This is a genomic window from Flagellimonas yonaguniensis (assembly GCF_029193885.1).
Classification (GTDB): Bacteria; Bacteroidota; Bacteroidia; order Flavobacteriales; family Flavobacteriaceae; genus Flagellimonas; species Flagellimonas yonaguniensis.
In genome coordinates, this window is record NZ_JARFVB010000001.1 from 602,839 (window position 1) to 627,790 (window position 24,952).

Annotated in this window: 23 protein-coding genes; 7 read left to right on the forward strand and 16 right to left on the reverse strand. The window is 42.9% G+C overall.

Annotated elements, in window-relative coordinates:
* Positions 1-28: 28 nt before the first annotated feature.
* Positions 29-505, forward strand: coding sequence for an ankyrin repeat domain-containing protein (locus PY092_RS02730; protein WP_275614319.1), 477 nt, complete (start codon positions 29-31; stop codon positions 503-505).
* Positions 506-1,282, forward strand: a complete 777-nt coding sequence (locus tag PY092_RS02735) for a nitrilase family protein (protein WP_275614320.1) — start codon at positions 506-508, stop codon at positions 1,280-1,282.
* On the opposite strand, the gene PY092_RS02740 is transcribed toward PY092_RS02735, so the two are convergent.
* Together PY092_RS02740 and PY092_RS02745 are read right to left on the reverse strand one after the other, a co-directional pair.
* Positions 1,266-2,885 (reverse strand): Ig-like domain-containing protein, encoded by a 1,620-nt coding sequence (locus PY092_RS02740; protein ID WP_275614321.1) that lies wholly within the window; start codon positions 2,883-2,885, stop codon positions 1,266-1,268. The genes PY092_RS02735 and PY092_RS02740 overlap by 17 nt on opposite strands.
* 65 nt (positions 2,886-2,950) lie before the next feature.
* A complete protein-coding gene (locus PY092_RS02745; protein ID WP_275614322.1) occupies positions 2,951-3,397 on the reverse strand; it encodes a ComF family protein in 447 nt (148 codons plus the stop codon).
* Positions 3,398-3,695: 298 nt separating this feature from the next.
* Here PY092_RS02745 and PY092_RS02750 point away from each other — a divergent pair, with 298 nt between their 5' ends.
* Both PY092_RS02750 and PY092_RS02755 read left to right on the forward strand, forming a co-directional pair.
* Entirely contained in the window at positions 3,696-4,592 is an 897-nt protein-coding gene (locus tag PY092_RS02750) for a hypothetical protein (protein ID WP_275614323.1), read from the forward strand.
* Between the two features lie 36 nt (positions 4,593-4,628).
* Positions 4,629-6,170, forward strand: a complete 1,542-nt coding sequence (locus PY092_RS02755) for a glycine--tRNA ligase (RefSeq protein ID WP_275614324.1) — start codon at positions 4,629-4,631, stop codon at positions 6,168-6,170.
* 3 nt (positions 6,171-6,173) lie between these two features.
* Here PY092_RS02755 and PY092_RS02760 read toward each other — a convergent pair whose 3' ends face one another.
* The 8 genes from PY092_RS02760 to PY092_RS02795 form a co-directional block, all read right to left on the reverse strand.
* Complete coding sequence (locus tag PY092_RS02760) at positions 6,174-7,841, reverse strand: formate--tetrahydrofolate ligase (protein ID WP_275614325.1); 1,668 nt, start codon at positions 7,839-7,841, stop codon at positions 6,174-6,176.
* A 105-nt stretch (positions 7,842-7,946) separates the two neighbouring features.
* A complete protein-coding gene (locus tag PY092_RS02765) occupies positions 7,947-8,459 on the reverse strand; it encodes a DUF3124 domain-containing protein (protein ID WP_275614632.1) in 513 nt (170 codons plus the stop codon).
* Positions 8,460-8,603: 144 nt separating this feature from the next.
* A complete protein-coding gene (locus PY092_RS02770; RefSeq protein ID WP_275614326.1) occupies positions 8,604-10,079 on the reverse strand; it encodes a M28 family peptidase in 1,476 nt (491 codons plus the stop codon).
* A gap of 120 nt (positions 10,080-10,199) precedes the next feature.
* Positions 10,200-10,682 (reverse strand): GyrI-like domain-containing protein, encoded by a 483-nt coding sequence (locus tag PY092_RS02775; RefSeq protein WP_275614327.1) that lies wholly within the window; start codon positions 10,680-10,682, stop codon positions 10,200-10,202.
* 6 nt (positions 10,683-10,688) lie between these two features.
* Positions 10,689-11,036: an iron chaperone gene (locus PY092_RS02780; RefSeq protein WP_275614328.1), complete on the reverse strand. Its 348-nt coding sequence runs from the start codon at positions 11,034-11,036 to the stop codon at positions 10,689-10,691.
* 49 nt (positions 11,037-11,085) lie between these two features.
* Complete coding sequence (locus PY092_RS02785; protein ID WP_275614329.1) at positions 11,086-13,143, reverse strand: TonB-dependent receptor family protein; 2,058 nt, start codon at positions 13,141-13,143, stop codon at positions 11,086-11,088.
* Between the two features lie 19 nt (positions 13,144-13,162).
* Complete coding sequence (locus PY092_RS02790; RefSeq protein WP_275614330.1) at positions 13,163-14,269, reverse strand: Gfo/Idh/MocA family protein; 1,107 nt, start codon at positions 14,267-14,269, stop codon at positions 13,163-13,165.
* Positions 14,270-14,307: 38 nt separating this feature from the next.
* Positions 14,308-14,862, reverse strand: coding sequence for a cysteine hydrolase family protein (locus PY092_RS02795; RefSeq protein WP_275614331.1), 555 nt, complete (start codon positions 14,860-14,862; stop codon positions 14,308-14,310).
* A 135-nt stretch (positions 14,863-14,997) separates the two neighbouring features.
* Here PY092_RS02795 and PY092_RS02800 point away from each other — a divergent pair, with 135 nt between their 5' ends.
* Together PY092_RS02800 and PY092_RS02805 are read left to right on the forward strand one after the other, a co-directional pair.
* Positions 14,998-15,762 carry an exodeoxyribonuclease III gene (locus PY092_RS02800; RefSeq protein ID WP_275614332.1) on the forward strand — a complete coding sequence of 255 codons (765 nt, stop codon included), beginning with the start codon at positions 14,998-15,000 and terminating at the stop codon, positions 15,760-15,762.
* A gap of 60 nt (positions 15,763-15,822) precedes the next feature.
* On the forward strand, positions 15,823-16,863 hold the full coding sequence (locus PY092_RS02805; RefSeq protein ID WP_275614333.1) for an NADP(H)-dependent aldo-keto reductase: 1,041 nt from the start codon (positions 15,823-15,825) through the stop codon (positions 16,861-16,863).
* Here the strand turns inward: PY092_RS02805 and PY092_RS02810 are convergent, their stop codons facing one another.
* The 6 genes from PY092_RS02810 to panC all read right to left on the reverse strand — a co-directional run bounded on the left by PY092_RS02810 (position 16,864) and on the right by panC (position 24,039).
* A complete protein-coding gene (locus PY092_RS02810; protein ID WP_275614334.1) occupies positions 16,864-19,020 on the reverse strand; it encodes an outer membrane protein assembly factor BamB family protein in 2,157 nt (718 codons plus the stop codon).
* A gap of 187 nt (positions 19,021-19,207) precedes the next feature.
* Complete coding sequence (gene radA / locus PY092_RS02815; RefSeq protein WP_275614335.1) at positions 19,208-20,566, reverse strand: DNA repair protein RadA; 1,359 nt, start codon at positions 20,564-20,566, stop codon at positions 19,208-19,210.
* A 124-nt stretch (positions 20,567-20,690) separates the two neighbouring features.
* Positions 20,691-21,833: an alpha/beta hydrolase gene (locus PY092_RS02820; RefSeq protein WP_275614336.1), complete on the reverse strand. Its 1,143-nt coding sequence runs from the start codon at positions 21,831-21,833 to the stop codon at positions 20,691-20,693.
* A gap of 25 nt (positions 21,834-21,858) precedes the next feature.
* Complete coding sequence (locus PY092_RS02825) at positions 21,859-22,824, reverse strand: lysylphosphatidylglycerol synthase transmembrane domain-containing protein (RefSeq protein ID WP_275614337.1); 966 nt, start codon at positions 22,822-22,824, stop codon at positions 21,859-21,861.
* Positions 22,825-22,827: 3 nt separating this feature from the next.
* The gene (panD, locus tag PY092_RS02830) at positions 22,828-23,178 is read right to left on the reverse strand and encodes an aspartate 1-decarboxylase (protein WP_127137328.1); all 351 of its coding nucleotides are present in this window, start codon (positions 23,176-23,178) and stop codon (positions 22,828-22,830) included.
* 12 nt (positions 23,179-23,190) lie between these two features.
* Positions 23,191-24,039 carry a pantoate--beta-alanine ligase gene (gene panC, locus PY092_RS02835; protein WP_275614338.1) on the reverse strand — a complete coding sequence of 283 codons (849 nt, stop codon included), beginning with the start codon at positions 24,037-24,039 and terminating at the stop codon, positions 23,191-23,193.
* A 102-nt stretch (positions 24,040-24,141) separates the two neighbouring features.
* Between panC and PY092_RS02840 the strand changes: the two genes are divergently transcribed.
* Positions 24,142-24,951, forward strand: a complete 810-nt coding sequence (locus tag PY092_RS02840; protein ID WP_275614339.1) for a glycogen/starch synthase — start codon at positions 24,142-24,144, stop codon at positions 24,949-24,951.
* Position 24,952 lies beyond the last annotated feature (1 nt).

Sequence of the window (24,952 nt, forward strand, 5' to 3'; positions counted from 1 at the left end):
GCAGTTTTTTTATAACTTTCACATAGCTATGAATACTAAAGAAGAATTCTTCAACCAAATACGCAACGGGAACTCAGAAGCCGTGGAGATCCTTTTGCAAAACAATCCGAATTTTTTGGAAGCCAAGGACCAAAGAGGCTCTACCCCTCTTTTATTGGCAGCTTATTATGGTCATGATGATATCGTTTCATTTCTGTTGGACAAAGGGGCGCAAGTGGATGCTCTGGATGGTTCGGGGAATACCGCACTCATGGGAGTGTGTTTCAAAGGATTTGCCGACATTGCCGAGAAGTTGATCAATGCCGGGGCCAATGTCAGCCAAAAAAATGCCATGGGAGCCACTTGCCTCATCTATGCCGTAACCTTTAACCGGAAAGATATTGCCGAACTACTTTTGATGCACGGAGCAGATGCATCCGTTAAAGATGCCAGAGGAAAAACAGCTATGGGCTTGGCACTTGAACAAGGAAATGCCGAACTGGAAGAACTCTTAAAAAAATATTAGATGTCCATAACCTTGAATATTGCTTTGATTCAAACCGATTTGTACTGGGAAGATCCAGTTGGCAACCGAGAAATGTTTGAACAAAAAACAGCAAGCATCCCAGATGATGTGGATGTGATCATATTGCCCGAAATGTTCACAACGGGGTTTACTATGAAGCCGGAAAACATTAATTCCACGGAAGGACATAAAACTGTAGAATGGATGCTACAAAAGGCGAAAGAAAAGGATGCTGCTATCATAGGAAGTATTATTTCACAAGAAGAAAACAACTTTTATAATAGGTTGTGGTTTGTTCAGCCTGATGGAGGCATGTCAACATACGATAAGAGGCATACATTTACTTTAGCAGGGGAAGACAAAGTTTATTCAAGAGGGGAGAAAAAAATTATTGAATACTTTAGAGGGTTTAGTTTTTATCCATTAATCTGTTATGACTTGAGGTTTCCAGTTTGGTCTAGAAATGCGGAAAATTACGATGTCTTGATCTATGTGGCCAATTGGCCCAAGAAAAGAATAGATGCCTGGGATACGCTCCTAAAAGCCAGGGCCATCGAAAATATGGCTTATTGTGTTGGTGTTAACCGAATAGGTAAGGATGGTTTGGATTTTGAATATCCAGGGCATTCCGCAGTCTATGATGTGTTGGGGGAGCCATTGGCTTTTTCAGAAAATGAAGATATCCTATACGCTACCTTGAGCAAAGATCACATTGAGTCGAACCGAAAAAAACTAAGGTTTTTGGAAGACAGGGACCAATTTAGTTTGATAGGATAAAGGTTTCTTCCTTTTCCCAGTTGGCCCTGATTTCAATTGTTCCAGGATAATAGCTGATTTCTTCCGGCTGTCTTTTTTCAAGAAAGTTACCCGTATCCAATTGGCCATTTCCGTTTTCATCAAAAATTACACGGGCCACATAATTACCTGGGTCCAAATAGCTGAATTCAAATACCTGGGATTCGGAAGCTGCGATTTCCCGCTGCACCTCCCCTTTTTCGTTGGTAAGCTGAACAATGACAGGATAAGTGACATTACCGCCCAAAATCATACGTAAATTACCATAATCCGCATAGCTGCCGGTAGATAAATTATAGGCCAATGTATCGTTTTCCACTCCGAAGAAATCCGTAATGGCCCCTGGCAAGAACGAAAAGGAATATTTTTGGTTCGGTTCCACCTCAAAATCGAAATCCACTTTGTTTTGTACCGTGTCCAACGCATAGGTGTACGTCGCGGGAATGGAATCACTGACCATTAGTGAAATATGGGTGGTATCCAATTCAGAAATGGGTGTATTTGTAAGCACACTAAAAGTGTCCTCAAAATTGAACTTCCCGCTTACGGAGGTGGAAACCGTCAAGGAATCCATGGGCAAATCCCGCATTTTGACCGTAAAAGTGTCTATTGTTAGAGTTTTGTCATTTCTAACCATAAAAACGATGGAATCCAAATCGGCCGGGGTCATCCAATAATTTAAAGTGTCCTTGTTTCGTTCTTTCAATATTTTGGTGTCAACCGAATCGGGCAGTGATGTCATAGGTTCAATGACCATATCCCGATGATCGCCCTGATATCCGAAAATAATTTTATTCTTGGCCACCAAACTCGGTACCGTAGCCTTGTAATTGAGTTCTTCACGAAACAGGTTCAGTCCATAAATGGAATCCGTTGGCAGGGTAATGGTATCTTCTATAAATCCGATTTTGTCTTGCCCTTGGTCGAACATATTGTTTTTGTTCACATCCTTTAGTCCGAACAAGGCATATTTTCCTGCTTTAAGATTTTTCAATTCAAAAAAGGGAAGACTGTCGCCGGTATTCGAAATATATAATGGGGGTTCCTTGTAAATGGTGGAATCCGTATAAGTGCTGTCAATCTCGTATAGCATGACACTAATGAACTCATCCGCTTTTCTATTTATGGCATCTTTTACCGCCCCGGTAAGGGTAAGGGAGTCCAGATAATCCCCTGTCGAGAATACGTAGCTCAAAAAGCTGTTCGGGTTCCCCTCATTGTTGTCCACGATACTTTGTCCAAAATTGATGGTGTACGTAGTGTTTTCCCGAAGGGTGTCCTTGATGATGACTTCTATATATTTGCTGGCAGATCCCATCGGTGTTATCTCAGCTGGGTATTTAAAAGGAGGGGAAACCACCAATTGGTTTTGCACGTCCTCCAATTTAATGAGTTCATCAAAATAGAGACGTATTTTCTTGGCTTTGAAATTGGTGGTGAAGTTTTCGGGGTCGGTTCGTAAAAGTTCCGGGGGTGTGATATCCTTTGGTCCTCCACTTGGGGAACCTCGTTTGGCACATTGCCACATAGCAAGGGCAATAAAAGTGAAAAAAAGAAGTCCAAACAGTTTTTTTAAGTACACCATGCCTAAAAATAATGTGGAACAAAGAAACAACTAATTTGAGAACTGGGGCACCGCATTAATAAATTTTAACCCTCCGAAGCCATGGCTATACTCAGTACGTAAACTACAATGTTTTTTTGTTGGAGAAGTGTTTGTGCACACGATTCTATGGTTGCCCCGGTAGTGATGACATCGTCCACCAAGAGTACATGCTTAAAATTTTGGCTGTATGAGGCATCGAGTTCAAAAGCATCTTTGGAGCTTTCCCAACGCCCTTGCCTACCTTTTTTGGTTTGGGTTTTGGTGTTTATGGTCTTGATCAACCAATCATCACAATATTCCGCCCCAATATTCTGTGCAATGGTTTTGGCAAATAAAGCCACTTGGTTGTAGCCACGCTTTTTAAGTTTTTTTGGGTGTAACGGGACAGGGATTACTGCATCAATATGGGAAAGGTGTCCTTTTTCACGTAAATGCGCACCACACCATTCACCTAAAAAACCTCCAATCTCTTCTTGGTTTTTATATTTCATCCAATGCAACAAATTTTTTACCAGGCCATTTTTTGGAAAAAAAACGAAAGATGCAGCCTTTTTTATCGGAATTCTACCATAAAATATACGGTCCACTGCATTTTCTTCCAGGTAGTTATGATCGGTGAGTGGCACATCATGTCGACAAACGGCACACAAAATGTGTTCTCCACTAAATAATTGGGTATTACATCCAAAACATACCCTTGGCAATAGGATGTTGTTAATCTCGTTTATTATCTTAGCCAACCTTTTTGGTATCAAATCTTATACATATTTAGCGTAGTCTGTCAACCTCATGAACTCCCAAGATAACACTTTCAACTACAAAATTATCTTTGCCGCCATGGCCGCGGCCATAGTTGGGATTCTTATTGCTTTTTATTACAGCTATGCACAGTCCAAAAACCAAATGATTTTTTTGGAGGAGGAGAAGTCTCTTTTGGTAAAGGATTTAACATTGATGCGGGCCGAGGTCGACCGTTTATCCGGATTGAATGAGGTCAATGAAATCGAGTTGCAAACCTCTCGTTTCAGGGTACAACAATTGCTGGATTCGGTTGGGAGGCTAAACTTCAGTATTACCAAATTAAAGGAGACCAGAAAGGAGCTCCGTAAATTGGAATTGCGTTTTGACAGCCTTAAACTCAAGAACAACTTTTTGCGCTATAACAATAGTTTGTTGGCCAGCAAGTATGATGAAACCATCAAACAGCTCGAAGAACTGCGAGGAAGGGCCAATAGTATGGAACGGACAGAATCCTTATTGCGCGAGACCAACAAGGAGCTTACCCGTGAGTTACGTATCAAAAGCTACCTAAGATTGCAGGATGCAGAAGGAAGCGGATTCAGGTTACGGGCAGGAAGGCCCATCAAAACCAACAAAGCTTCTGTTATTGAAAAATTAAGGGGGTGTGTCACTATTCTCAGTGATGCAGATTCGGGTGGAGATATTAAAGTGCTCTATTTGCAATTTTTGGACCCCAATATGTCCATAATCGAAGATAATGCCAATACCATTTCGGTAAGCGGAAATACCTACAGCAAAAAAGTGGAGATTGTGTACACAGGAAAGGAAATCAGTATTTGTGACGCCATTACCGTTCCTGAAGGCTCTTTGGCTGAGGGAATTTACACTTTGAATGTATTCGAGGACGAAAGATTGTTGGCTTCCACCGAATTTCAGTTGAAATAGCATACTACTTTTTGGGTAAAACTCTATTTTTGCCCAATGGCAAATCAGGAAGACATTTTTAAGAAGGTTATCTCCCACGCAAAGGAATACGGATATGTATTTCAATCCAGTGAGATTTATGATGGTCTCAGTGCTGTATATGATTACGGTCAGAACGGTGCCGAGCTAAAAAAGAACATTCGCGAATATTGGTGGAAAGCCATGGTGCAGCTCAATGAGAACATCGTGGGCATCGATGCCGCCATATTCATGCATCCCACCACTTGGAAGGCCTCTGGCCACGTGGATGCGTTCAACGACCCGTTGATAGATAACAAGGATTCCAAAAAAAGATACCGAGCTGATGTTTTGATCGAAGACTATGTGGCCAAGATTGAAGCCAAAATCGAAAAAGAGGTTAAAAAAGCGGAAAAACGCTTTGGCGATAGTTTTGATAAGGAGCAATTTCTTGCGACCAATAATAGGGTAATAGGCTATCAGGAGAAAGCCGATTCCATTCTAAAAAGAATGGGAAAATCCCTCGAGAATGAAGATTTGGCCGATGTAAAAGCCTTGATTGAGGAATTGGAGATTGCCTGCCCACTTTCAGGTTCTAAAAATTGGACAGATGTAAAGCAGTTCAACCTGATGTTCGGCACCAAACTTGGAGCTTCTGCCGATAGTGCCATGGACCTGTACCTTCGTCCTGAGACCGCCCAAGGTATATTTGTCAACTTTTTGAACGTACAAAAAACAGGAAGGATGAAAATTCCGTTTGGAATTGCCCAAACAGGAAAGGCCTTCCGTAACGAGATTGTAGCCCGTCAGTTTATCTTCCGTATGCGGGAATTTGAACAGATGGAGATGCAATTCTTTATAAAGCCGGGCACCCAACTGGAGTGGTACGAAGCCTGGAAGGAAAAACGTATGAAATGGCACCTTTCCCTTGGAATGGGAGAGGACAACTACCGTTTCCACGACCATGAAAAATTGGCCCACTACGCTGATGCCGCCGCTGATATCGAGTTTAGGTTCCCGTTCGGTTTCAAGGAACTGGAAGGAATCCATTCCCGTACCGATTTCGATTTGGGCAAGCATGAGGAATACTCAGGTAAAAAACTCCAATATTTTGACCACGAGGAAAACAAGAGCTACACTCCTTATGTATTGGAAACTTCCATAGGATTGGACCGTATGTTCTTGGCCGTTTTCTCCAACTCATTGCAAGAAGAGGAACTGGAAAATGGTACCACACGAACTGTACTCAAGATTCCAGCTGTATTGGCACCCAACAAAGTAGCCGTTCTTCCATTGTTGAAAAGAGACGGACTTCCCGAAGTCGCCCAGAAATTGGTGGACGAGCTCAAATGGGATTTCAACGTGGAATATGATGAAAAGGATGCCGTAGGGCGTCGCTACCGTCGTCAGGATGCGGCAGGAACGCCATTTTGTGTTACCGTGGACCATCAAACCTTGGAAGACGATACCGTGACCATTCGTCATAGGGATACCATGGACCAAAAGCGTGTGAAACTTTCAGAAGTGAAAGACATCATCTCCAAAGAAGTGGATATGCGTTACTGGTTGCAGAAAATCTAAGGATTAAAACAAGCCCGTAATTTCTCCATCATCGTTAATGTCGATGCCTTCGGAGGCAGGATGAGCTGGTAATCCGGGCATACGCATAATGTTGCCCGTTATCGGAATCAAGAAGCCGGCACCAACGGCAATTTCTATTTCCCGTACCGTGATGATAAAATCCTTGGGTCTTCCCAATAATTTAGGGTTGTCCGACAGGGATTTTTGGGTTTTTGCAATACAAACGGGTAATTGGTCCAACCCGAGATCAGTGATTTTTCTGAGGTCGGCCTTGGCTTTAGAAGTATAGTCCACGTATTCCGCACCATAAATTTCGGTGGCGATGGTCGCTATTTTGTCTTTTACACTGGATTTCCAATCATAAAGCGGCTTGAATTCGGAAGTGCCAGATTCGACTATCTCAATTACTTTTTTTGCCAAATCTTCTGCGCCTTCGCCCCCTTTGGCCCAAACATTGGCTATGGCAACGCGAATGCCTTTGGAAGCTGCAAATTCTAGAATTACTTCGATTTCTTCATCCGTATCCGATACAAATTTATTGATGGCTATCACGGGCACTACTTTGAACTTCGCAATGTTCTCCAAATGCTTTTCCAAATTGGGAAGTCCCTTTTTCAAAGCATCCACATTGGGTTTGGTCAATGATTTTAAATCTGCCCCTCCATGATATTTCAATGCCCGAATCGTAGTGGTGAGCACAACAGCTTTTGGTTTCAGTTGGGCACTCTGGCATTTGATATCGAAGAATTTTTCGGCACCCAAATCAAATCCGAAGCCGGCTTCGGTAACGGTGTAATCCGATTGTGACATTCCCATCAAGGTGGCGATTACCGAATTGGTTCCTTGTGCAATGTTCGCAAAAGGGCCACCGTGAATAATGGCCGGGTTGCCCTCAATGGTCTGCACCAAATTGGGTTTTATGGCATCTTTTAACAGGGCGGCCATGGCGCCTTCGGCCTTCAAATCTTTCGCATATATGGGTTTTTTATCGTAGGTATAGCCCACAAAAATATTTCCCAGCCGTTTTTTGAGGTCGCTTAAGCCATCAGCCAAACAAAGAATGGCCATGATTTCCGAAGCAGCCGTAATATCAAAACCGGTTTCCCTGGGTACACCCGAAGTGGTACCGCCCAACCCTACAATTACATGACGAAGGGAACGGTCGTTCATATCCATTACCCGTTTCCAACCTATGGTTCTGGGATCTAGGCGTACGGAATTGGTCTTGCTCTGAATGTTGTTGTCGATTATGGCCGATAAGAGGTTATGTGCTTTTTCAATGGCCGCAAAATCGCCTGTAAAATGTAGATTGATGTCCTCCATGGGCAATACTTGGGAATAACCACCGCCCGTGGCACCACCCTTGATTCCAAAAATGGGACCTAATGAAGGTTCACGTAACACCACTGTGCATTTTTTGCCCAAACGGTTCAATCCTTCAGAAAGTCCAATGGACATGGTGGTTTTTCCCTCCCCAGCTGGAGTAGGGGAAATTGCAGAGACCAAAATAAGGTTGCTTTCTTGTGCTTTTTTACGATTTATGGCCTTTAAGGGAAGCTTTGCTTTGTATTTTCCGAACATTTCAATGTGTTCTGAATCAATTCCAAATTTTTCCGCAATGGCGGATATGTGTTTCAACTGAACACCTTTGGCAATCTGTAAATCGGTCATAGTCTTGTTTTTATGCGCAAGGGAAACCCAAATCTTTCCCAAATTAACATACAAGATACTATAATCGGGACACAAAAACCATGACATTTGTGGCACTGAAAAGAATCATTCCACCCGTCTGCCTTCTGTGGTAAAAGATAGGCCTTGTTGTCCTGACGTGGAAATCATTACACCTTCAAAATAAGGTTCATGTAAGGTAGGTTTTATGGACCATTGAAAAAGGAAGTTGGCACCTGTTCCGCCCGATCGGTCTTTTTCATCAATCACGATTTCCACGGTTTCCATGGGCTTGATGTAGATGGGCTCATCAAAATAGGTTCTGATGGGGTTGCCCTTTGTATCAAAATATTCGGCCTTTTGGATGTAAATGGTATCCTTCAGGTTGGTATTGCGCATGCTTATGGTGCTGGTAAGATTATGCGTTCGGTGTTCTGTTTCACTGTAAATCTCGGAATACACGGAAAGATAGGAGGTGCCGTTCAACAGGGAATCCTGTTCGGATATGTTGGCTATTCTATTGCTCCAGTTTACAGGGTCAATGGAACTTACTTCTTCCTTTGTTTTTTCGGTGCAGGAAAAAATCAGCAATAAAAAAATAAAGGGAACCCAGTTTCTCATCATAAGCTTTGCAATAGGATAACTAAGATACGGATTAGTTGTAAATATCCAGAGCATCAATTATTTTGAAGGGACTAGGCTCTCAGCTTCAAAATCCAGAGTAGCGAAGTTCTAGATAAATTACGGTAATGGGAAATTGTATCCCTAATTCATCCCATACAATGCCTTACCTGCTTCCTCATATTTATCGCCTTCGTTCCAAAACAATTTCTCCGAGCTGTTGGCAATCAATCTGCCACTGTATACATAGCCTTGGTAGAATTTTAAAAGGTAGTCGTAATCCAAACTATCGGCTTCGTCGTCGGCTTGGTGGTAGTACTTCATGATTTCTTCATCAAAACTATGGAAGCCAGTGGAATAGGTCGGGGCGGGAATTCCTTTTCTAGCAAAGCTAACATTGTCGCTACGGTCAAAAAGTCCCTGTTCCGGTGCTGGGTCCCCAATGGCCTTAAGGCCAAATGTTCCTGCGCCTTTGATGATCAATTCTTTTGCTGAGGTTCGTTCCAAACCGATTATGGTGGCCAAAGAGGTGTCGTTATAGCCTCCGCCATCGGTATTGAAGCAATAAGAGACTTGATTTAGAGGAATCAAAGGATGGTCTGCGTAGTACCGACTTCCCAATAATCCTTTTTCCTCCGCTGTGAACAAAATAAACAGTGCGGAACGCTTGGTGGGATACGTCCTGAGGTTTTCCAACATGGAAAGTACAGCGGTAACACCAATGTTATTATCACGAGCCCCGTTGTAAATGGAATCTCCTTCAGCATTGGGTTGCCCAATGCCCACATGATCATAATGCGCAGAGTAGATGACATATTCATTTTTGAGGGAGGGATCGGAGCCTTCGATAACTCCCACTACATTTTGGGTGTCCAAATACTTTTTGGATTGACCGTCGGATTTGATGGTGACCGGTATGGTTTCTCCCTTTTTTAGGTCTGGCCTGTTTTTATTCATATTGACCCACACGCTGAAAAATGAATCATCTTCTGTTCCATCGGATTCTTCTTTTATAGTTGTTCCAGAACCGGAATAGTGTTTTACCCTGCTCCAAAGGTCTTCCTCAAAATCAACCAGTTCAATCAAGCCCAAGGCTCCATTTTGTTGAGCGAGTTCTACTTTTTTTGACCTACTCCTGAACATGTCGTTCGGAGTGGCATCTTCGCCACTTCCGGCTAGTACGACTACGACCTTTCCTGAAATATCGGTACTTGCAAAATCATCTTCTGAGCCATACTCCAAAAACACGGCTTCTGCCGATTGGTCAATGGCGGGCATGGAAAAAGGGGCTGTCAACGGAAAACTTACCCCATTTAAGGTAAGGTCCAAAACGCTTGGGGGTCTGGATTGCTCCAATTGAAATTTTTGATAATAGGAATTATCCTCAGAAACAGGTTTTGCCCCAAATTTATGTAGTTGGTTGGCCAAATAGCTGGCCGCTATTTTGTTGCCTCTTGTGCCAGCTTCACGACCTTCCAGAAGATCATCCGATAGGAACTTGATATGGCTTTCAATGGTATTCTTGTTGACTGTGGCGGCTGCCTTTTCTTTGTCTGATTGGGCAAAGCTTAGGAAAGAGAAAAGGATGGAGGCAAAAGTAAATAATAGTTGTTTTTTCATTTTTTTGAAGTGTTTATAGGGCAGGCAATCGTGTTCGTTCGTTGGCAGAAAAAGAATCATAATTCACTCAAATATAATATTTAAACTTAAGTAGTCTTATGTCCAATATCCGGGATGCAGCTATTTTTTTGTGATAGGTATCCAGAACTCTTCCTCGGATTCAGGATGTTCTCCCTTATAGTTGTCTCCCATAAGTGCAAAATAGGGTCGGCTATCCATTTCATATTCCGAATTGGGTAGCCATTCGCCATACATATATCTGAAAGCTTTCATGGCTTCACTGGGTTTCCCTTTGTAGGGGAACACGGCATACAATCCTTCGGGAATGGTCAAGCTTTCCATGCCCACAGGTATTTCTTCTATTATGGAAACAGCAATGGCCGCCCATTTTTCAAATTGTCTTGTGGGGTCAAAATTTTGAAAAAAAGTAGTGGTGGGATAGATTTCCACCGCGTAGCTATCATTGTTGATGACATGATTGATTTCTTTTTTACGGGGAGAAAAACTTTGCCATAGTTCAAAGGTATTGTTGTCTGCAAAGGAGGTGATTGATTTTTTCCCAACCAATAGGGTGGTAGGCAAGGTTTGTATTCTTGGGGTCATCAAGCTTTATTTATGTTTTGCATTTTCTTCAACTCTAAACCTAACGATTTCTTCAATGAGGTCAAGAGGTAAGGGTTGGTCCAATGGAAATTGCACCGAGCCTTTTCCCTGTTTGTATTTGGAAAGCTCTTTTTGAAATGCTTCGTGTCCAGAAGGTGTCGCATAAAAACCGATATGATTTTTATATCCTGCAAAGTATACCAAAGGTTTTCCGTTGGTTTTGTAACCTGGCATGCCATAAGCCATTTGTTCGATGGCCTTTGGTGCTGTTTTTTTAATGATAGCCCTTACTTTTTGAAGTTGTTGTTGAACTTCCTTTGGAAACTTGGAAATATATTGGTCTATTTCGTTCATGATTAGACAGTTTGTATTTTAAAGATAGCCCATACTACTATGAAGCGTGTTAAAAAACATAGTTTAATTGCAGTCCGCCAAAATAATTGCGTCCATTGCCCGGATAATAATATCTGGGCTGTGCACCGCCAAATCCAGTGGCGTTGATCAATACGGACTGGGCGTAGTGGGTATCAAAAATATTGTTGATGCCGGCATTAAGTCCCAAACCAATATGTGATGACAGCGATGTTCGTAGTCCCAATTTGGCATGGAACACATTAAAGGAATCACTGCTTATGGAATTGGCATCCGTCATCGGAATTTCGTCCACGAACTGATGGGTCAAGTTCAATTGCAGGCCATTGGAATGTCTAAAATCGATTCCCGAGCTCAATAGATTCTTTGGAACACCTGTAAGCGGATTGCCCGAGTAATCGTTGTCGTCATCCACAAATTCCACAAAGCTGTGGTTGTTCAAGGTATAGCTGAGATAGGGTAAAAAAGTGACCGAAGGGGATAATCTTCCCCTGTAATGCAAGTCGAGTTCCAGGCCTTGATGCCTCGTTTTGCCCGCATTTCTCCCGATATACTGGTCCTCCCCGACCCGTTGTGCTACCAAAAGGTTTTTCACGTCCATTCGATACACAGCAATACTTGCTGAAAGCCTTTTCTGGAACGGTGTCCATTCGGTGCCCAATTCATAGTTTGTTCCCGTTTCTTGGGCAATATCTGGATTGATGATGCCATCCGGGGTCAGTGTCTCCTCCAAACTGGGATTGGAAAACCCTCTGCTGATATTTGCGTAGAACTTACCTTGTTGCCATTGGTAATTGAACCCAAGGTTCGAAAGCAATATGGCATTAAAATTTCGTTTGGCCGAAGCATTGAATTCCCCTTGGTTGAACAGATCCCTAAAATCATAATGGGTCTTGTTCCAGTTGATACCCATCTGAGTAGAAAAGTTTGCTGTAATGGGGTAGGTCAGTGTTCCAAAAAGGTTGAACTGCCTACGGAATTCCGTGTTGTCACTGAGCTGGGCTCCTCTCAAGCTGCCATTGCCGTTATTTTCTTCGTACAGATTCTCAAAAGTGCCCCAATGGTATTCGTCCCTGTAGAACTCTCCACCAAAGGTGAAATCCGCTTTCCCCCAAGTTCCGGCGAAACGAGTGCGAAAACCGTAGCCATTGGTAAACTCGTCCAAAATATTGAAAGGACGTGGCTCATAATGGTCTAAATATGTATGGAAGACGCTGGAGGTATTCTGTAGGTGTTCGGAAAACAGATAGGTGTGCGACAAGCCCGTCAAAATATATTTGTTGGCCTCGTACCCTTGAGCAGCCAACCAGTTTGATGCTGCACGCGTAGGATCTTCTTCAAAATCGGTCTGGTTAATGGAACTTGGAATTTGAGCCGTATAATCGATATAATTTACTAAAAGCGCCATACTGCTTTTTTTTCCTGTTCGGAACTGCGTGTTCAGTAGTAATCCATCACGTTGGAACTGGCTGTTTTGTCGGAAGCCATCGGTTTCCAAGTGGTTGTAACTCAAACTCAGATTAAAACCATCTTCCGAATGAGAAAAAGCAAGGTTGTCCTTGAGCATGTTGTATGAACCCATCGAGAATGAATTGATAAGCTGGGTTTTGTCTTGAACAGAAGCTTTGGTTTCCAATAAAATGGCCCCACCAAGATTGGAGCCAAAGGCTGTGGCCTTTGGGCCTTTGATAATTTCCACAGCACCCAGGTTCTCAAAATCGTAGGCCTCAATAGTGGAGGATCCGGTGCCATTGGTTACGGGAATACCGTTGAAATACATGCGGAGCTTATTGGTACCATAGGGCGTTCTGGAACCGATTCCCCGAACGGTTATCCGATTGGTATTGATGGCTCCAGATAAAATGTACACTCCCGAAACCTGGTTAATGGCCGAGGGAATGTCCGTAGGATTGAACCGCTCAAAAGTCTGACCTGCTATTTTTGATGAAGAGGTAATTCCCGTTGTTTTTTTGGGTATGGCTTCTTGGGTGAGTACCACTTCGTCCAATTGGGTTATGGAATCTTTGGGAGTAATTTGTGCCAGAACAATCGTGGGCAATATGCTAAAAAAGACAACTAAGACTTTCATCAGATGCGAATTGCAAGATTTATTTTTTGAGCTTAACTGTTTTGCCTGTTTTGGCACTTTTTCGTGCAGCATCCAAGATTTCGACCACGGTCAAATTATTTTCCAGTGCGGTAAGGTCTTCAGGATTTAATTTGATGGAACCGCGAACCACAGCGACCAATAGTGAGAATGGGTCATTATGGGGATAGGGCCGCTCCTCCAAAGTTGTAATCTCTTCTTCGTAGCCATCGTAGCCTTCTGCGATTCTAACCCGAAGGGTATTTCTGTTATCCGAGTAAATTGCTCCGGTCAATCCGTAAAGTTCCATGTCCTTTCTGCCAATGGGCCAGTTCCATGAAGGTTGTAAAACACCTTGGCAATCATCATAGGTAAGGATGATTACTGCATCATCATCCACCTTCGGATTATTCTCCGTCTGGAGTTGTTGGGTTACCGCAGTAACGGTATTCGGTTTTTTGCCTTTTAGGAGCCATGTCATCAAATTGGCCCCATAACAGCCAAAATCCGTAATGGCACCACCTCCATTCAGTACAGGATCTTGGAGCCATTCCAAAAATTCTTCATTTACACCAATTTTCACTGGCCCTCTATGGCCATCACGAACAATTACTTTTCGTAGTGCTCCAATTTTTCCATTGTCCAAAAGGTTTTTTGCCCGATGATTGGTAGGGTACCATGTGGTTTCGTAATTGGTGAGCAAATGTATGTTGTGTACTTCGGCCAGGGCTTTCATTTTTTTGGCATGTTGCATGTTAACGGCCAAAGGTTTTTCCACCATTACATGTATTCCTTTTGGTGCGCAGATTTGGACCACTTCCAAATGATCATATATGTTGCCAAAAGCGGTCACTGCTTCTGGTTGGGTGGCAGTAATCATTTCTTCCAAACTGTTGTAGACCAAATCCATGGAAAACCCATGTTGATCTGCATATTTTTGAGCAAGCTCGTGATTGGGTTCGGCAATGCCCACAATTTTTATATCTCCAATGTTTTCACGCCCCAAAATGGAATGTACATGGGTATGTGTAAGCCCTGCAATACCAATTTTAAGAGGGTCGGACTGTCCAAAAAGGTATGTGTTCGCAAAAAACAAACAGGTCAAAAAGAAAAAGGCTGATTGTGCCATACGGATCATGGGGATTTATAATGCTCTAAAAATAATAACTAATTGTCAAGTTCGTCCAACAAAGTGTCCGTATCCATGATGGTTGCAAATTCGCCCTTTAAATTCGCCAATTCTGCATGAAATATAACATCTGCAGGGTATTTATTGCCATCGTATCCTATTTTATCAAAAGCCGCGGTGGCATCAGAAACCAAAACAACATTGAAACCGAGGTTGGAGGCCATCCGTACCGATGTGGAAATGCAGTGTTCAATGGTCAATCCTGCAATTACCAGATCGGTAATGTTTTGTGCTTTTAAACTGATCTCCAAATCTGTTCCGATAAAGGCACTGTTTACATTCTTTTCGAATACAGGTTCGTTGATCAAGGGTTTCACGGCTGGATGAAATTCATTTCCCATTTTGTGGGGATATAGTGGGGAATCAATATTAGTGGAATTGTGTTTTACGTGGAAAACGGGCAGTTGCCTCTCTCTGAAAAACTGCAATAACCTACCACAATTTTTTTCCGCTTCAGGATTGTTCCGTTCTGTGCCATAAAAAGCTACTTCCTGAAGTCCGATTTGGATGTCTATCAGAACAAGTGCGATCATGAGGATGAATTTTGACCTAAAATTACAGGAAAACATCAAGAAAGAACATTTTGATTCTTTTCATCGATGTATCCATTGGCAAATTCAATTTTAGGGAGCCACTTACAATAGCTATTTTTGAACAAATTTGAGCACATGAAAATCGCATCATACAATGTAAACGGAATACGCGCTGCAATGAACAAGGGATTTGTAGATTGGTTGCAGACAGTTTCCCCAGATATCATTTGTCTACAAGAAACCAAGGCCATGGAAGAGCAAGTGGATACAAAACTATTTGAGGAAGCAGGCTACCCTTTCCACTATTGGTTCAGTGCCCAGAAAAAAGGATACAGCGGTGTGGCCTTACTTTGTAAGAGTGAACCCGACCATATTGAATTCGGTACTGGGATAGATTACATGGACCATGAGGGGAGAAACATCCGTGCCGATTTTGGAGACCTTTCGATAATGAGCATGTATTTGCCCTCCGGCACCAATATGGACCGACTGGATTTTAAATTGACCTACATGGCCGATTTTCAAAAGTATTCGGAAGAACTTAGAAAAGAACGCCCCAATCTTATTGTTTGTGGGGATTACAATATCTGTCATGAAGCCATAGACATCCACGATCCTGTTCGAAACAAGAATGTATCTGGATTTTTGCCCGTGGAACGCGAATGGATTGGCAACTTTATGAAAAGTGGCTTTATAGATAGTTTCCGACACTTTAACAAAGAACCGGACAACTATACTTGGTGGAGCTATAGGGCCAATGCAAGGGCCAACAACAAAGGATGGCGTTTGGATTATGGTATGGTGGCCGAGCCTTTGGAAGATAGATTAAAGCGTTCCGTGATTTTGTCTGAGGCAAAACACAGCGACCATTGCCCGATTTTATTGGAGGTCGAAAAATAACATTGGCATAAAGACTGATGTTTTTGTTTCAGTACTTTTAACCATCCTAAACTGCAAAAGATGAAATACACTAGAATTCCACATACCGATATCCGTATATCCAAAATTTGTTTGGGTACCATGACCTGGGGTCGTCAGAACAATGAGGATGAAGCCCACGAACAAATGGACTATGCATTGGACCAAGGTGTGAACTTTTTTGATACGGCCGAATTATATCCGGTACCTGCCAAGAAGGAGCTCTATGCGGTAACTGAAGAGCTTATTGGAAACTGGTTCAAAAAAACCGGAAACCGGGACAAAGTGGTGCTGGCATCAAAAATAGCTGGACCTGGACATGCAGCAAAGCATATTCGCAATACTGGTTTTAGTCGCGAATCCATTATCAGTGCAGTGGATGGCAGCTTAAAGCGGTTACAAACGGATTACATTGACCTATACCAACTCCACTGGCCAGAGCGAAACACCAATTATTTTGGCCAAAGGGGATATAATGCCTATGTTGTTGATGTTTGGGATGATACTATCCACCAAGTATTGGAAACACTTCGCGATTTGATCGCCGAAGGCAAGATTAGACACGTAGGGTTGTCCAATGAAACACCGTGGGGAACCATGCGTTTTTTGGAAGAAAGTAAAGTACATCAATCTTTGCCCCGAATGATGACGATACAAAATCCTTACAACCTTTTGAACCGATTGTTCGAGGTTGGACTTTCCGAGATTTCCATGCGGGAGCAAATAGGTTTGCTGGCTTATTCGCCACTTGGTTTCGGGGTCTTGAGCGGAAAATACCTTACTGAAGTTCCACCAAGAAAAGCTAGGGTAACCTTGTTCCCAAATTATAGTAGATATAGTGGCGATACAGCTGTTGCAGCGACTGAAAAATATGCGCAATTGGCAAAGGAACACGGTTTGAGCATGGCACAAATGGCTTTGGCCTTCGTAAATACCAGACCTTTCTTGACAAGTAATATTATTGGCGCAACCAGTATGGAGCAGCTAAAGGAAAATATCGACAGCATAAATGTGAATCTTTCCGATGAGGTGTTGGAAGGCATCGAGGAAATTCACAAAGCTATTCCGAATCCTGCGCCATAATTATTCCAAAGCGTAAGCCCGGTACTCATCACCAGAGGCGGTACCCATTTTGCCCCCACCGCACGAAATCACCACATATTGTTTGCCATCAACTTGGTAAGTGATTGGTGTGGCATACCCTCCTGCGGGCAGTTGGTCTTCCCAAAGTCGTTCCCCCGTTTTCATATGGAACGCACGTATTTTTTCATCCTTGGTAGCTGCAATAAAGAGCACACCACCTTTGGTGACAACGGGCCCTCCATAATTTTCAAGCCCAGAAACGGGAATATTCGGGTCCTGTAAACTTTCTTCATGCCCCAAAGGAACAGTCCATAAATATTCGCCCGTATTGAGGTCGATTGCATTCAAGGTTCCCCATGGCGGTTTTACCACAGGATAACCTCTGTCGTCTTTGAATCTTGCAAAACTGGCCACGGAATAGGGAACGTCCACTTTTAATTTTTCTACGCGGTGGTCTTTAGCTTTTTCGATATCCATTAAAAAGTCGGTAATGGCATTGGTTTCTTCTTCGGAAAGATTTGGCATGCCCGGCATGGCGCCACGACCTTTTTGGATAATTGTTTTTATGGAGTCGATTTCCAATCGCAACTTCACATTTTGAAGCTCAGGGATTCCGTTCAAGCCTTGCAAATCACCACCATGGCATCGGGCACAGTGAATTTGCGCCAAACTTTGACCCATGCTCGAACCTTCTGCATTGCCACCAACTTCTTTCATTTTAATGATCCATGCCATTTCGTTGGCATTCACGTACATTACACCATCTCGTGGGTCGAGTGCTGCCCCGCCCCATTCAGCACCGCCATCGGCCCCTGGGAACAGGATTACCCCGGTAGTATCCATGGGTACAAATTGTCCTTGTGATGTAATCGATTTGAATTTTTCCAGTACGGTGGGAGCATTATCGGTTTCGTTCCCGGTTACCAAATCATCAACAAAAGCAGTTCGGTCTGGAGCATATAAATCCTCCTCTGTTAAAATCTGACGTGCAAACGGCGCAGGTTTTTGGGGTAAGGGCTGTGTTTCAAATGCTTTTTCCCCAAGTAATGTTGAGTTTGGATAAGTTTTTTCCTCGATAGGGAATAAGGGTTCTCCAGTGATTCGGTTAAATACGAATACATGACCGCTTTTTGTGACTTGTGCCACGGCAGGAATGGTCTGCCCGTCCCTCACAATGTCCACCAAGTTGGGAGGTGCAGGTAAATCCCGATCCCAAATATCGTGGTGCACCATTTGAAAATGCCAAATTCGCTCCCCAGTATTGGCATTCAACGCCAATAGGGAATTTGCGAACAGATTGGATCCTTCGCGATCGCCCCCATACCAATCAAAAGCTGCGGAACCTGTGGGAATGTATACAATACCTTCCTCATTGTCCAATGCCATGCCTGGCCAGCTATTGGCGCCGCCCACTTTTTTGTATGCTTCGGCAGGCCAAGTATCATAACCAAACTCCCCTGGTTGTGGTATGGTATGGAATATCCATAAAATTTCGCCTGTGAGCACATCGTAGGCTCGAATGTGACCTGGGGAGGAACCAGGACCTTCGCCCACACGAGTGCCTTGAATCAATATGTTTTGAAAAACTGCCCCTGGTGTATTGGAGACTACTGATAATTTGCTTGGGTCCCTGCCCAGACCATCCCGAAGGTCAGTATTCCCGTTGTCGCCAAAATCATCAATGGGTTGGCCCGTTTCAATATTGATGGCATAGAGTTTTGGTCCTGATGAGAAAAAAATACGACTGGGCACCGTGCCATCAGATTTCCAATAATTCAATCCTCGGTTGAGCCCTAAACCTGATTCATCCTTTGTTTTTGGCGAAAATTTCCAGATTTCCTCTCCTGTTTTGGCATTGATGGCGAACAATTCAATGGCCGCATTTACCCCATAAAGCACATTCTCAACCATTAAAGGACTTGTCTGTATCTGTGTAGTTCTTCCTTCTTGTAGTCCTCCACTCTTATAGCTCCAAGCCAGTTTTAATTGTGAGACATTCGTGGTGTCAATTTGGTTGAGGTTGGAAAAATGTGTTCGTTCGGGGTCGCCCAAATAATGTTCCCATGTGGTAAAATAGACCTTGTCTGTATTAGTTGGATTTGAATCGCTACAGGAAATGAGAATGGATAGGGGAATTAGGAGAAAAAATCGTTTCATGTGCAGTTTGAATGTTCTTTAATTGAATATTAGTAATCAATCATGATGCCTTGTCTCTTCGAGCGCAGTCGAGAAGTTTTTGGAACCAACGTCTTAAAAATGAGGTCTCGACTGCGCTCGACCTGACAACCTGTTGTTTATGGGCAATCAGAATTTTAAATATAGAAAGAAACAGTTAAAAACAGATTTATCCGAAGAGATGGGCGACAACATCTTCAATCTTGGATACTTTTTGAATCTGGATGCCAGACTGTTTCAATCCAATTTTATTGTTTTTAGAAACAAAGATTTTGGAGAAGCCCAGTTTTTCGGCTTCAAGAATACGCTGGTCCACGCGTTGTACAGGCCTGATCTCTCCCGCAAGTCCAACTTCTGCAGCAAAACAAACGCCTTTTTCAATGGCGATGTCCGAATTACTCGAAAGGATGGCGGCCATAACGGCCAAATCAATGGCAGGGTCATCCACGGAAATCCCACCTGTGATATTGAGGAAAACATCCTTTGCCCCCAATTTAAAACCTGCGCGTTTTTCCAAAACGGCCAATAGCATGTTCAATCGTTTGGCATTGAATCCTGTGGCGGATCGCTGAGGGGTTCCATAAACAGCAGTGCTTACCAAAGCTTGAATCTCAATCAATAAGGGCCGCATACCTTCCACCGTTGCAGCGATGGCCGTACCGCTGAGGTCTTCGTCGTTTTTGGAGATCAACACTTCCGATGGATTGTTCACTTCACGGAGGCCGCTTCCCTGCATTTCGTAGATGCCCAGTTCAGCAGTTGACCCGAATCGGTTTTTAAGGGAACGGAGAATACGGTATACATAATTACGGTCGCCTTCAAATTGGAGAACAGTATCTACCATATGCTCTAAAATCTTGGGGCCTGCAATGGTGCCATCCTTGGTAATGTGCCCTACCAAAATAACGGGGGTGTGGCTTTCCTTGGCAAATTTGATGAGCTCTGCCGTGCATTCGCGAATTTGGGAAATGCTCCCCGCTGCGGATTCGATATAATCGGTGTGCAGGGTCTGAATGGAATCGATGACGACCAAATCGGGCTCGATGGTCGAAACTTGCTGAAAAATATTCTGTGTTTTGGTCTCGGTAAGGATGTAGCAGTTTTCGCTATTGGGCTGAATGCGGTCGGCGCGCATTTTTATCTGCCGTTGACTTTCCTCTCCCGATACATAAAGTATTTTGTAGGGCAGTTTTAGCGCAATCTGAAGCAACAAGGTACTTTTTCCGATACCCGGTTCGCCGCCCAACAAAGTCAATGATCCTGGGACGAGCCCACCCCCCAACACACGGTTGAATTCTTGGTCCAAGGTGTCCAAACGAAGCTCTTTTTCTTGTGTGATTTCCGAAACCCGTAGGGGCTTATTGGCTTGCTTGGCCACCTTATCGGCCTTCCAACTTTTTTTATCCTCTTTCTGGACAACTTCTTCAACAATGGTGTTCCATTCCTTGCACGAGGAACATTGCCCTACCCACTTTGGGAATTGGGCTCCACAGTTTTGACAAAAAAATGCTGTTTTGGTCTTGGCCATTCAAACTAAATGAGGGGCCTAAAGATATGGATTTAGATGATGGATTGGATATTTGGATGGTTAGATAGTTAGATTTTTAGAAAGGAAATTATCTAACCATCCAATAATCTAAGAATCATTCCTGCTAGTACCCGAAATCTGCTTTAAGCGCATCAATTTTTTCGAGGGCCATATCCTTGGTCAAAAAGTCGATTTCCTCTAATTGGAAAGCTTTTTCGAAGGTTTTGAATGCTTTTTTGGGTTCTCCGATAAACTCGTAGTATTCTGCTTCAAAATAAAAACCCATCATGGTGTCTGGAAATTCCTTTTTGCAAAGGTCTGCCAAAGGTTCCAGGGACTCATAGTCTTCTTTTTTAAGACAGGCAGCATAAATCGCCATAATATCGTTGAGTTCCACGGGCTTTTCAAATCCGAACAGGTCTTCTATGGTTTGGTATCGATTCTCCAAATAACTGAAAACGGGTTCTTCGGATGTCAAAATATCGGATTTGTATTCGGCTGGTGTGATTGGTCTGTAAATGCTGAATACATTATCAAAAGCTTTGCTTATCCCATAGGCCGCAATAGAGGTATGGTCGGCCTTTTCATATTCATCAAAAAAGTAATGCAAGGATTCTTTTGTAATCGAGTTGATGCTATGGTTCATTTGAAGGACACGCTGTCTATCGTCCGTCGGCTGTTTTTCCACGATCAAATTATAAAAAATGGTCTGATCCAGTTCGGACAAACGAGCGGGAACCCTACTTTCCATTTCGGTGGCCAATACTGGGGAAATACTGATGTAGGAATTAAAAAACGAGCGATCCTTGAACAGGAAATAGTTGCCAAAATTGGCTGTGATATCGTACCCCACGAACATTTTAAAAGGTGCAATGTTGTAGCTGGTTGCTAAATAGGGAATGAGTTCGGTGCCCAAAAATTCGTAGAACATTTTTCCTTTTTCGGTCGGTAATCCTGAGATGTCTTCATAGTCGCAATCTTCCCAGCGAAGATCGTTCTGCAATTGATGAACACCAACCACGATGGCTTCGGGCATACGGTCGAACTTACTTTGGAATTTTACATTGGCCACTACAAGGTCGAACAAATATTCGGCATCCAAAACCACGATCAACGGATATGATTTTTCTTCGGTGTAGTCTTCGGGAAAATAGTAGGAGACATCCCTTCGCTCTTGCAGTTTGAAGGATTCAAAAATCTCCTTTGTCACTTGAGCGCTTAGGTTCAAGCACGTAAAGCCTATCAGTAGAAATAGACATTTTTTCATTGGTTAAGATTTAGGCGGCTGGGGCTTACCGATTTCTATTCAATAACGGTAATACGATAAAGGATATTGTGCCGAAAACAACGACCATCAAAGTTTGGGCGATCCACATGATCCATCCGAATGCATCCCCGGAAACGGAACTGATGCCATAAATGCCCAATGCAGCACTTACCGCTATGGGATAAAGACCAATTCCGCCATTGGTGGTGGACATGGCGAAGGCTCCGGCCACAAAGGCGACCAATAACTCACCCAAGGATAAAGGAATAGTTTCTTCCACGGTGTATTTTATGACCCAAAACATACCAAAATAGGCTGCCCAGATGAATAGCGTATGGAGAATAAAGGGCCATTTGTTCTTCATTTTGAAAAGGCTGAGTACGCCATCTTGCAATCCGTTGAGGAATCCTTTCAGTTTTAATGCCAAAGGCGATTTGGATTTACGGATGATATAGGATCCCAAAAAGAGTCCGACAATGCCGACAAGCAATATTCCGATGGCACCGATGATATTCACGCCTCTTTCTTCCAAAAATCCAAGTATAAAATCGGTTTGTAGCACTAGGGTAGTCATAATGATGGCCAAAAGCATCAAAAGATCGATGACCCTTTCGGTGACAATGGTTCCAAACCCTTTTTCAAAAGGGACTTTCTCGTAGGTAGTAAGTGCGGTAGCCCTTAATATTTCACCTGAACGGGGTATTCCCAAGTTAGCGAAATAGGAAATGAGTACAATAAATATGGTGTTGACGGTTTTGGGGCGGTATCCCATGGGTTCCAATAAATATTTCCAGCGTATGGCCCGTGAAATATGGCTCAGAATACCAATGATTATGGAGATAGTCACCCAAAAAGGGCTCGCATTGGAAATGTAATGGATGATCTGTTTTCGTTCTTCTGGTGTGGTGGAGTTGTAGGAGTACCAAACCAAAAACAGCCCAAAGGCAATGGGTATAAATATTTTAAGGAATTTTTTAAGGGATTTGCCCAAAATTTACTTGAGTAGATTGGTCTCCTCGTTGGGGAACACCAATGCTGGATTAAATGTTTTTGCCTCTTCGATATCCATCCAAGCGTAGGTGATCAGAATCAATACGTCTCCCACGGCCACTTTTCTGGCTGCGGCACCGTTCAGGGTCAGCTCTCCAGAATTTCGAGGGCCAGGAATAGCGTAAGTTTCCAATCGCTCACCATTGTTGTTGTTCACGATCTGCACTTTTTCGCCCCTAATGATGTTGGCGGCATCCATAAGATCTTCATCTATGGTAATGCTACCTATATAGTTAAGGTCTGCTCCGGTAACTTTTACTCGGTGTATTTTAGATTTTACGACTTCTACTTGCATGGTGCAAAATTATCAATTCAATCTTAGATTATCAATTAAGCGTACGCCATCTGCGTAAACGGCAATAAACGCCCTATATTTTTGATTGTCCTGTATTTTTAAAGCTGGAGTCAATGTGTTCTCGTCCGCGATTTCGAAATACTCCAGATCAAACAAAGGGTGTTGCTCAAACTCGGATTTTACCGAATCCTTTATATTAATAGCACTTTTCGTGCCAAATTCAGCTTTGGCAGCTTGTAGCGTATTGTGGATGAAACCAGCCTTTTCACGGGTATTTTTTGATAGTCTTTCGTTACGGGAACTCATGGCGAGACCGTGTGGCTCTCTTTCAATGGGGCATCCGATAATGGCGTAGGGCAGGTTCTTGACTTCGGCCATTTTTCGGATAATCTGCAATTGTTGAAAATCTTTTTCTCCAAAATAGGCTTTATCGGGAGCTACGGTTCTGAGCAAAAGCTCTACTATAGTACCGACACCATCAAAATGACCAGTTCTGAATTCCCCTTCCATTACTTTGTCCAAACCATCAAACTCATAGGATTCGGACTTAAGATTTCCCTCATAAATTTCATCGACCGTGGGAGCAAAGACAACGATATTGTCGGATGTCTGTTTCAATAGTTCGACGTCCTTCTCAAAAGTGCGCGGATATTTTTCAAGATCGTCCTTTTTGTCGAATTGTGTCGGATTCACAAAAATGCTGACAACGACCAAGTCATTTTCCGAAAGTGCTTTTTTTACCAAAGAAATATGACCGGCATGAAGCGCCCCCATTGTGGGCACAAGACCAATGGTGCGGTCTTTTTTACGCTCTTCCGAAGTAAAGGCATTGAGTTCTTTTTTAAGGTCGAATATCTTCATATACAGGTACAAAAGGGTGCAAAAATACTATAAATACTGCTAATCAGCATAATTTTTGTATTTTTGCAGCTATGTTTTTCAGATAAACAAAAGAAAGTGTTTATGAATGGTAAAAAGGTATTGTTTGTATCTTCTGAATTAGTTCCCTACCTCCCAGAGAATCCTGTTTCCTTAATGTCGTACGAAGCGCCAAGAATGGTGAACAGCAACGGTGGGCAAATCCGCATTTTTATGCCAAGGTATGGAAACATCAACGAAAGGAGGCATCAATTACATGAGGTAATACGTTTATCGGGTATGAACTTGGTGATCAATGACATGGATATGCCCTTGATCATAAAAGTGGCATCCATTCCAAAGGAGCGAATCCAAGTCTATTTTATAGACAACGATGAATACTTCAAAAGAAAGGCCACGTTTGCCGATGCTGATGGAAACCTGTTTCCAGACAATGACGAACGTGCCATTTTCTTTGCCAAAGGTGTGGTGGAGACAGTTAAGAAATTGAATTGGTCCCCAGATATCATCCACGTACACGGTTGGATGGCTTCCATAGTGCCACTATATCTTCGGAAATACTATGCGGATGAGCCATTGTTTTCCGAAAGTAAAATAGTTACATCCGTATATGGTAAGGATTTTGAGGGCGAACTGGATAATACCATGATAGACAAAATTGCTTTCGATGGTATTGACAAAGAGGAAATTTCTTCACTTGCCCAGCCCGAGTATAATAATTTGTTAAAGGTTGCCGTAGATCATTCCGATGCCGTTATTTTAGCCGCGGAGGATTTGTCCGATGACCTTAAAAGCCATATCGATAATCTTTCCGTACCAGTATTGCCCTACGTTTCGCTTCAGGAAGCGGAAGAGGCATACATAAATTTCTATAATACAGAGGTTTTAAAATAGA

What these genes read in the sequence shown, in the direction of transcription:
- PY092_RS02730 (WP_275614319.1), top strand. Translation starts at nt 29, where the DNA reads ATGAATACTAAAGAAGAATTCTTCAACCAAATACGCAACGGGAACTCA.
- PY092_RS02735 (WP_275614320.1), top strand. Translation starts at nt 506, where the DNA reads ATGTCCATAACCTTGAATATTGCTTTGATTCAAACCGATTTGTACTGG.
- PY092_RS02740 (WP_275614321.1), bottom strand. Translation starts at nt 2,885, where the DNA reads ATGGTGTACTTAAAAAAACTGTTTGGACTTCTTTTTTTCACTTTTATT.
- PY092_RS02745 (WP_275614322.1), bottom strand. Translation starts at nt 3,397, where the DNA reads ATGAAATATAAAAACCAAGAAGAGATTGGAGGTTTTTTAGGTGAATGG.
- PY092_RS02750 (WP_275614323.1), top strand. Translation starts at nt 3,696, where the DNA reads ATGAACTCCCAAGATAACACTTTCAACTACAAAATTATCTTTGCCGCC.
- PY092_RS02755 (WP_275614324.1), top strand. Translation starts at nt 4,629, where the DNA reads ATGGCAAATCAGGAAGACATTTTTAAGAAGGTTATCTCCCACGCAAAG.
- PY092_RS02760 (WP_275614325.1), bottom strand. Translation starts at nt 7,841, where the DNA reads ATGACCGATTTACAGATTGCCAAAGGTGTTCAGTTGAAACACATATCC.
- PY092_RS02765 (WP_275614632.1), bottom strand. Translation starts at nt 8,459, where the DNA reads ATGAGAAACTGGGTTCCCTTTATTTTTTTATTGCTGATTTTTTCCTGC.
- PY092_RS02770 (WP_275614326.1), bottom strand. Translation starts at nt 10,079, where the DNA reads ATGAAAAAACAACTATTATTTACTTTTGCCTCCATCCTTTTCTCTTTC.
- PY092_RS02775 (WP_275614327.1), bottom strand. Translation starts at nt 10,682, where the DNA reads ATGACCCCAAGAATACAAACCTTGCCTACCACCCTATTGGTTGGGAAA.
- PY092_RS02780 (WP_275614328.1), bottom strand. Translation starts at nt 11,036, where the DNA reads ATGAACGAAATAGACCAATATATTTCCAAGTTTCCAAAGGAAGTTCAA.
- PY092_RS02785 (WP_275614329.1), bottom strand. Translation starts at nt 13,143, where the DNA reads ATGAAAGTCTTAGTTGTCTTTTTTAGCATATTGCCCACGATTGTTCTG.
- PY092_RS02790 (WP_275614330.1), bottom strand. Translation starts at nt 14,269, where the DNA reads ATGGCACAATCAGCCTTTTTCTTTTTGACCTGTTTGTTTTTTGCGAAC.
- PY092_RS02795 (WP_275614331.1), bottom strand. Translation starts at nt 14,862, where the DNA reads ATGATCGCACTTGTTCTGATAGACATCCAAATCGGACTTCAGGAAGTA.
- PY092_RS02800 (WP_275614332.1), top strand. Translation starts at nt 14,998, where the DNA reads ATGAAAATCGCATCATACAATGTAAACGGAATACGCGCTGCAATGAAC.
- PY092_RS02805 (WP_275614333.1), top strand. Translation starts at nt 15,823, where the DNA reads ATGAAATACACTAGAATTCCACATACCGATATCCGTATATCCAAAATT.
- PY092_RS02810 (WP_275614334.1), bottom strand. Translation starts at nt 19,020, where the DNA reads ATGAAACGATTTTTTCTCCTAATTCCCCTATCCATTCTCATTTCCTGT.
- radA (WP_275614335.1), bottom strand. Translation starts at nt 20,566, where the DNA reads ATGGCCAAGACCAAAACAGCATTTTTTTGTCAAAACTGTGGAGCCCAA.
- PY092_RS02820 (WP_275614336.1), bottom strand. Translation starts at nt 21,833, where the DNA reads ATGAAAAAATGTCTATTTCTACTGATAGGCTTTACGTGCTTGAACCTA.
- panD (WP_127137328.1), bottom strand. Translation starts at nt 23,178, where the DNA reads ATGCAAGTAGAAGTCGTAAAATCTAAAATACACCGAGTAAAAGTTACC.
- panC (WP_275614338.1), bottom strand. Translation starts at nt 24,039, where the DNA reads ATGAAGATATTCGACCTTAAAAAAGAACTCAATGCCTTTACTTCGGAA.
- PY092_RS02840 (WP_275614339.1), top strand. Translation starts at nt 24,142, where the DNA reads ATGAATGGTAAAAAGGTATTGTTTGTATCTTCTGAATTAGTTCCCTAC.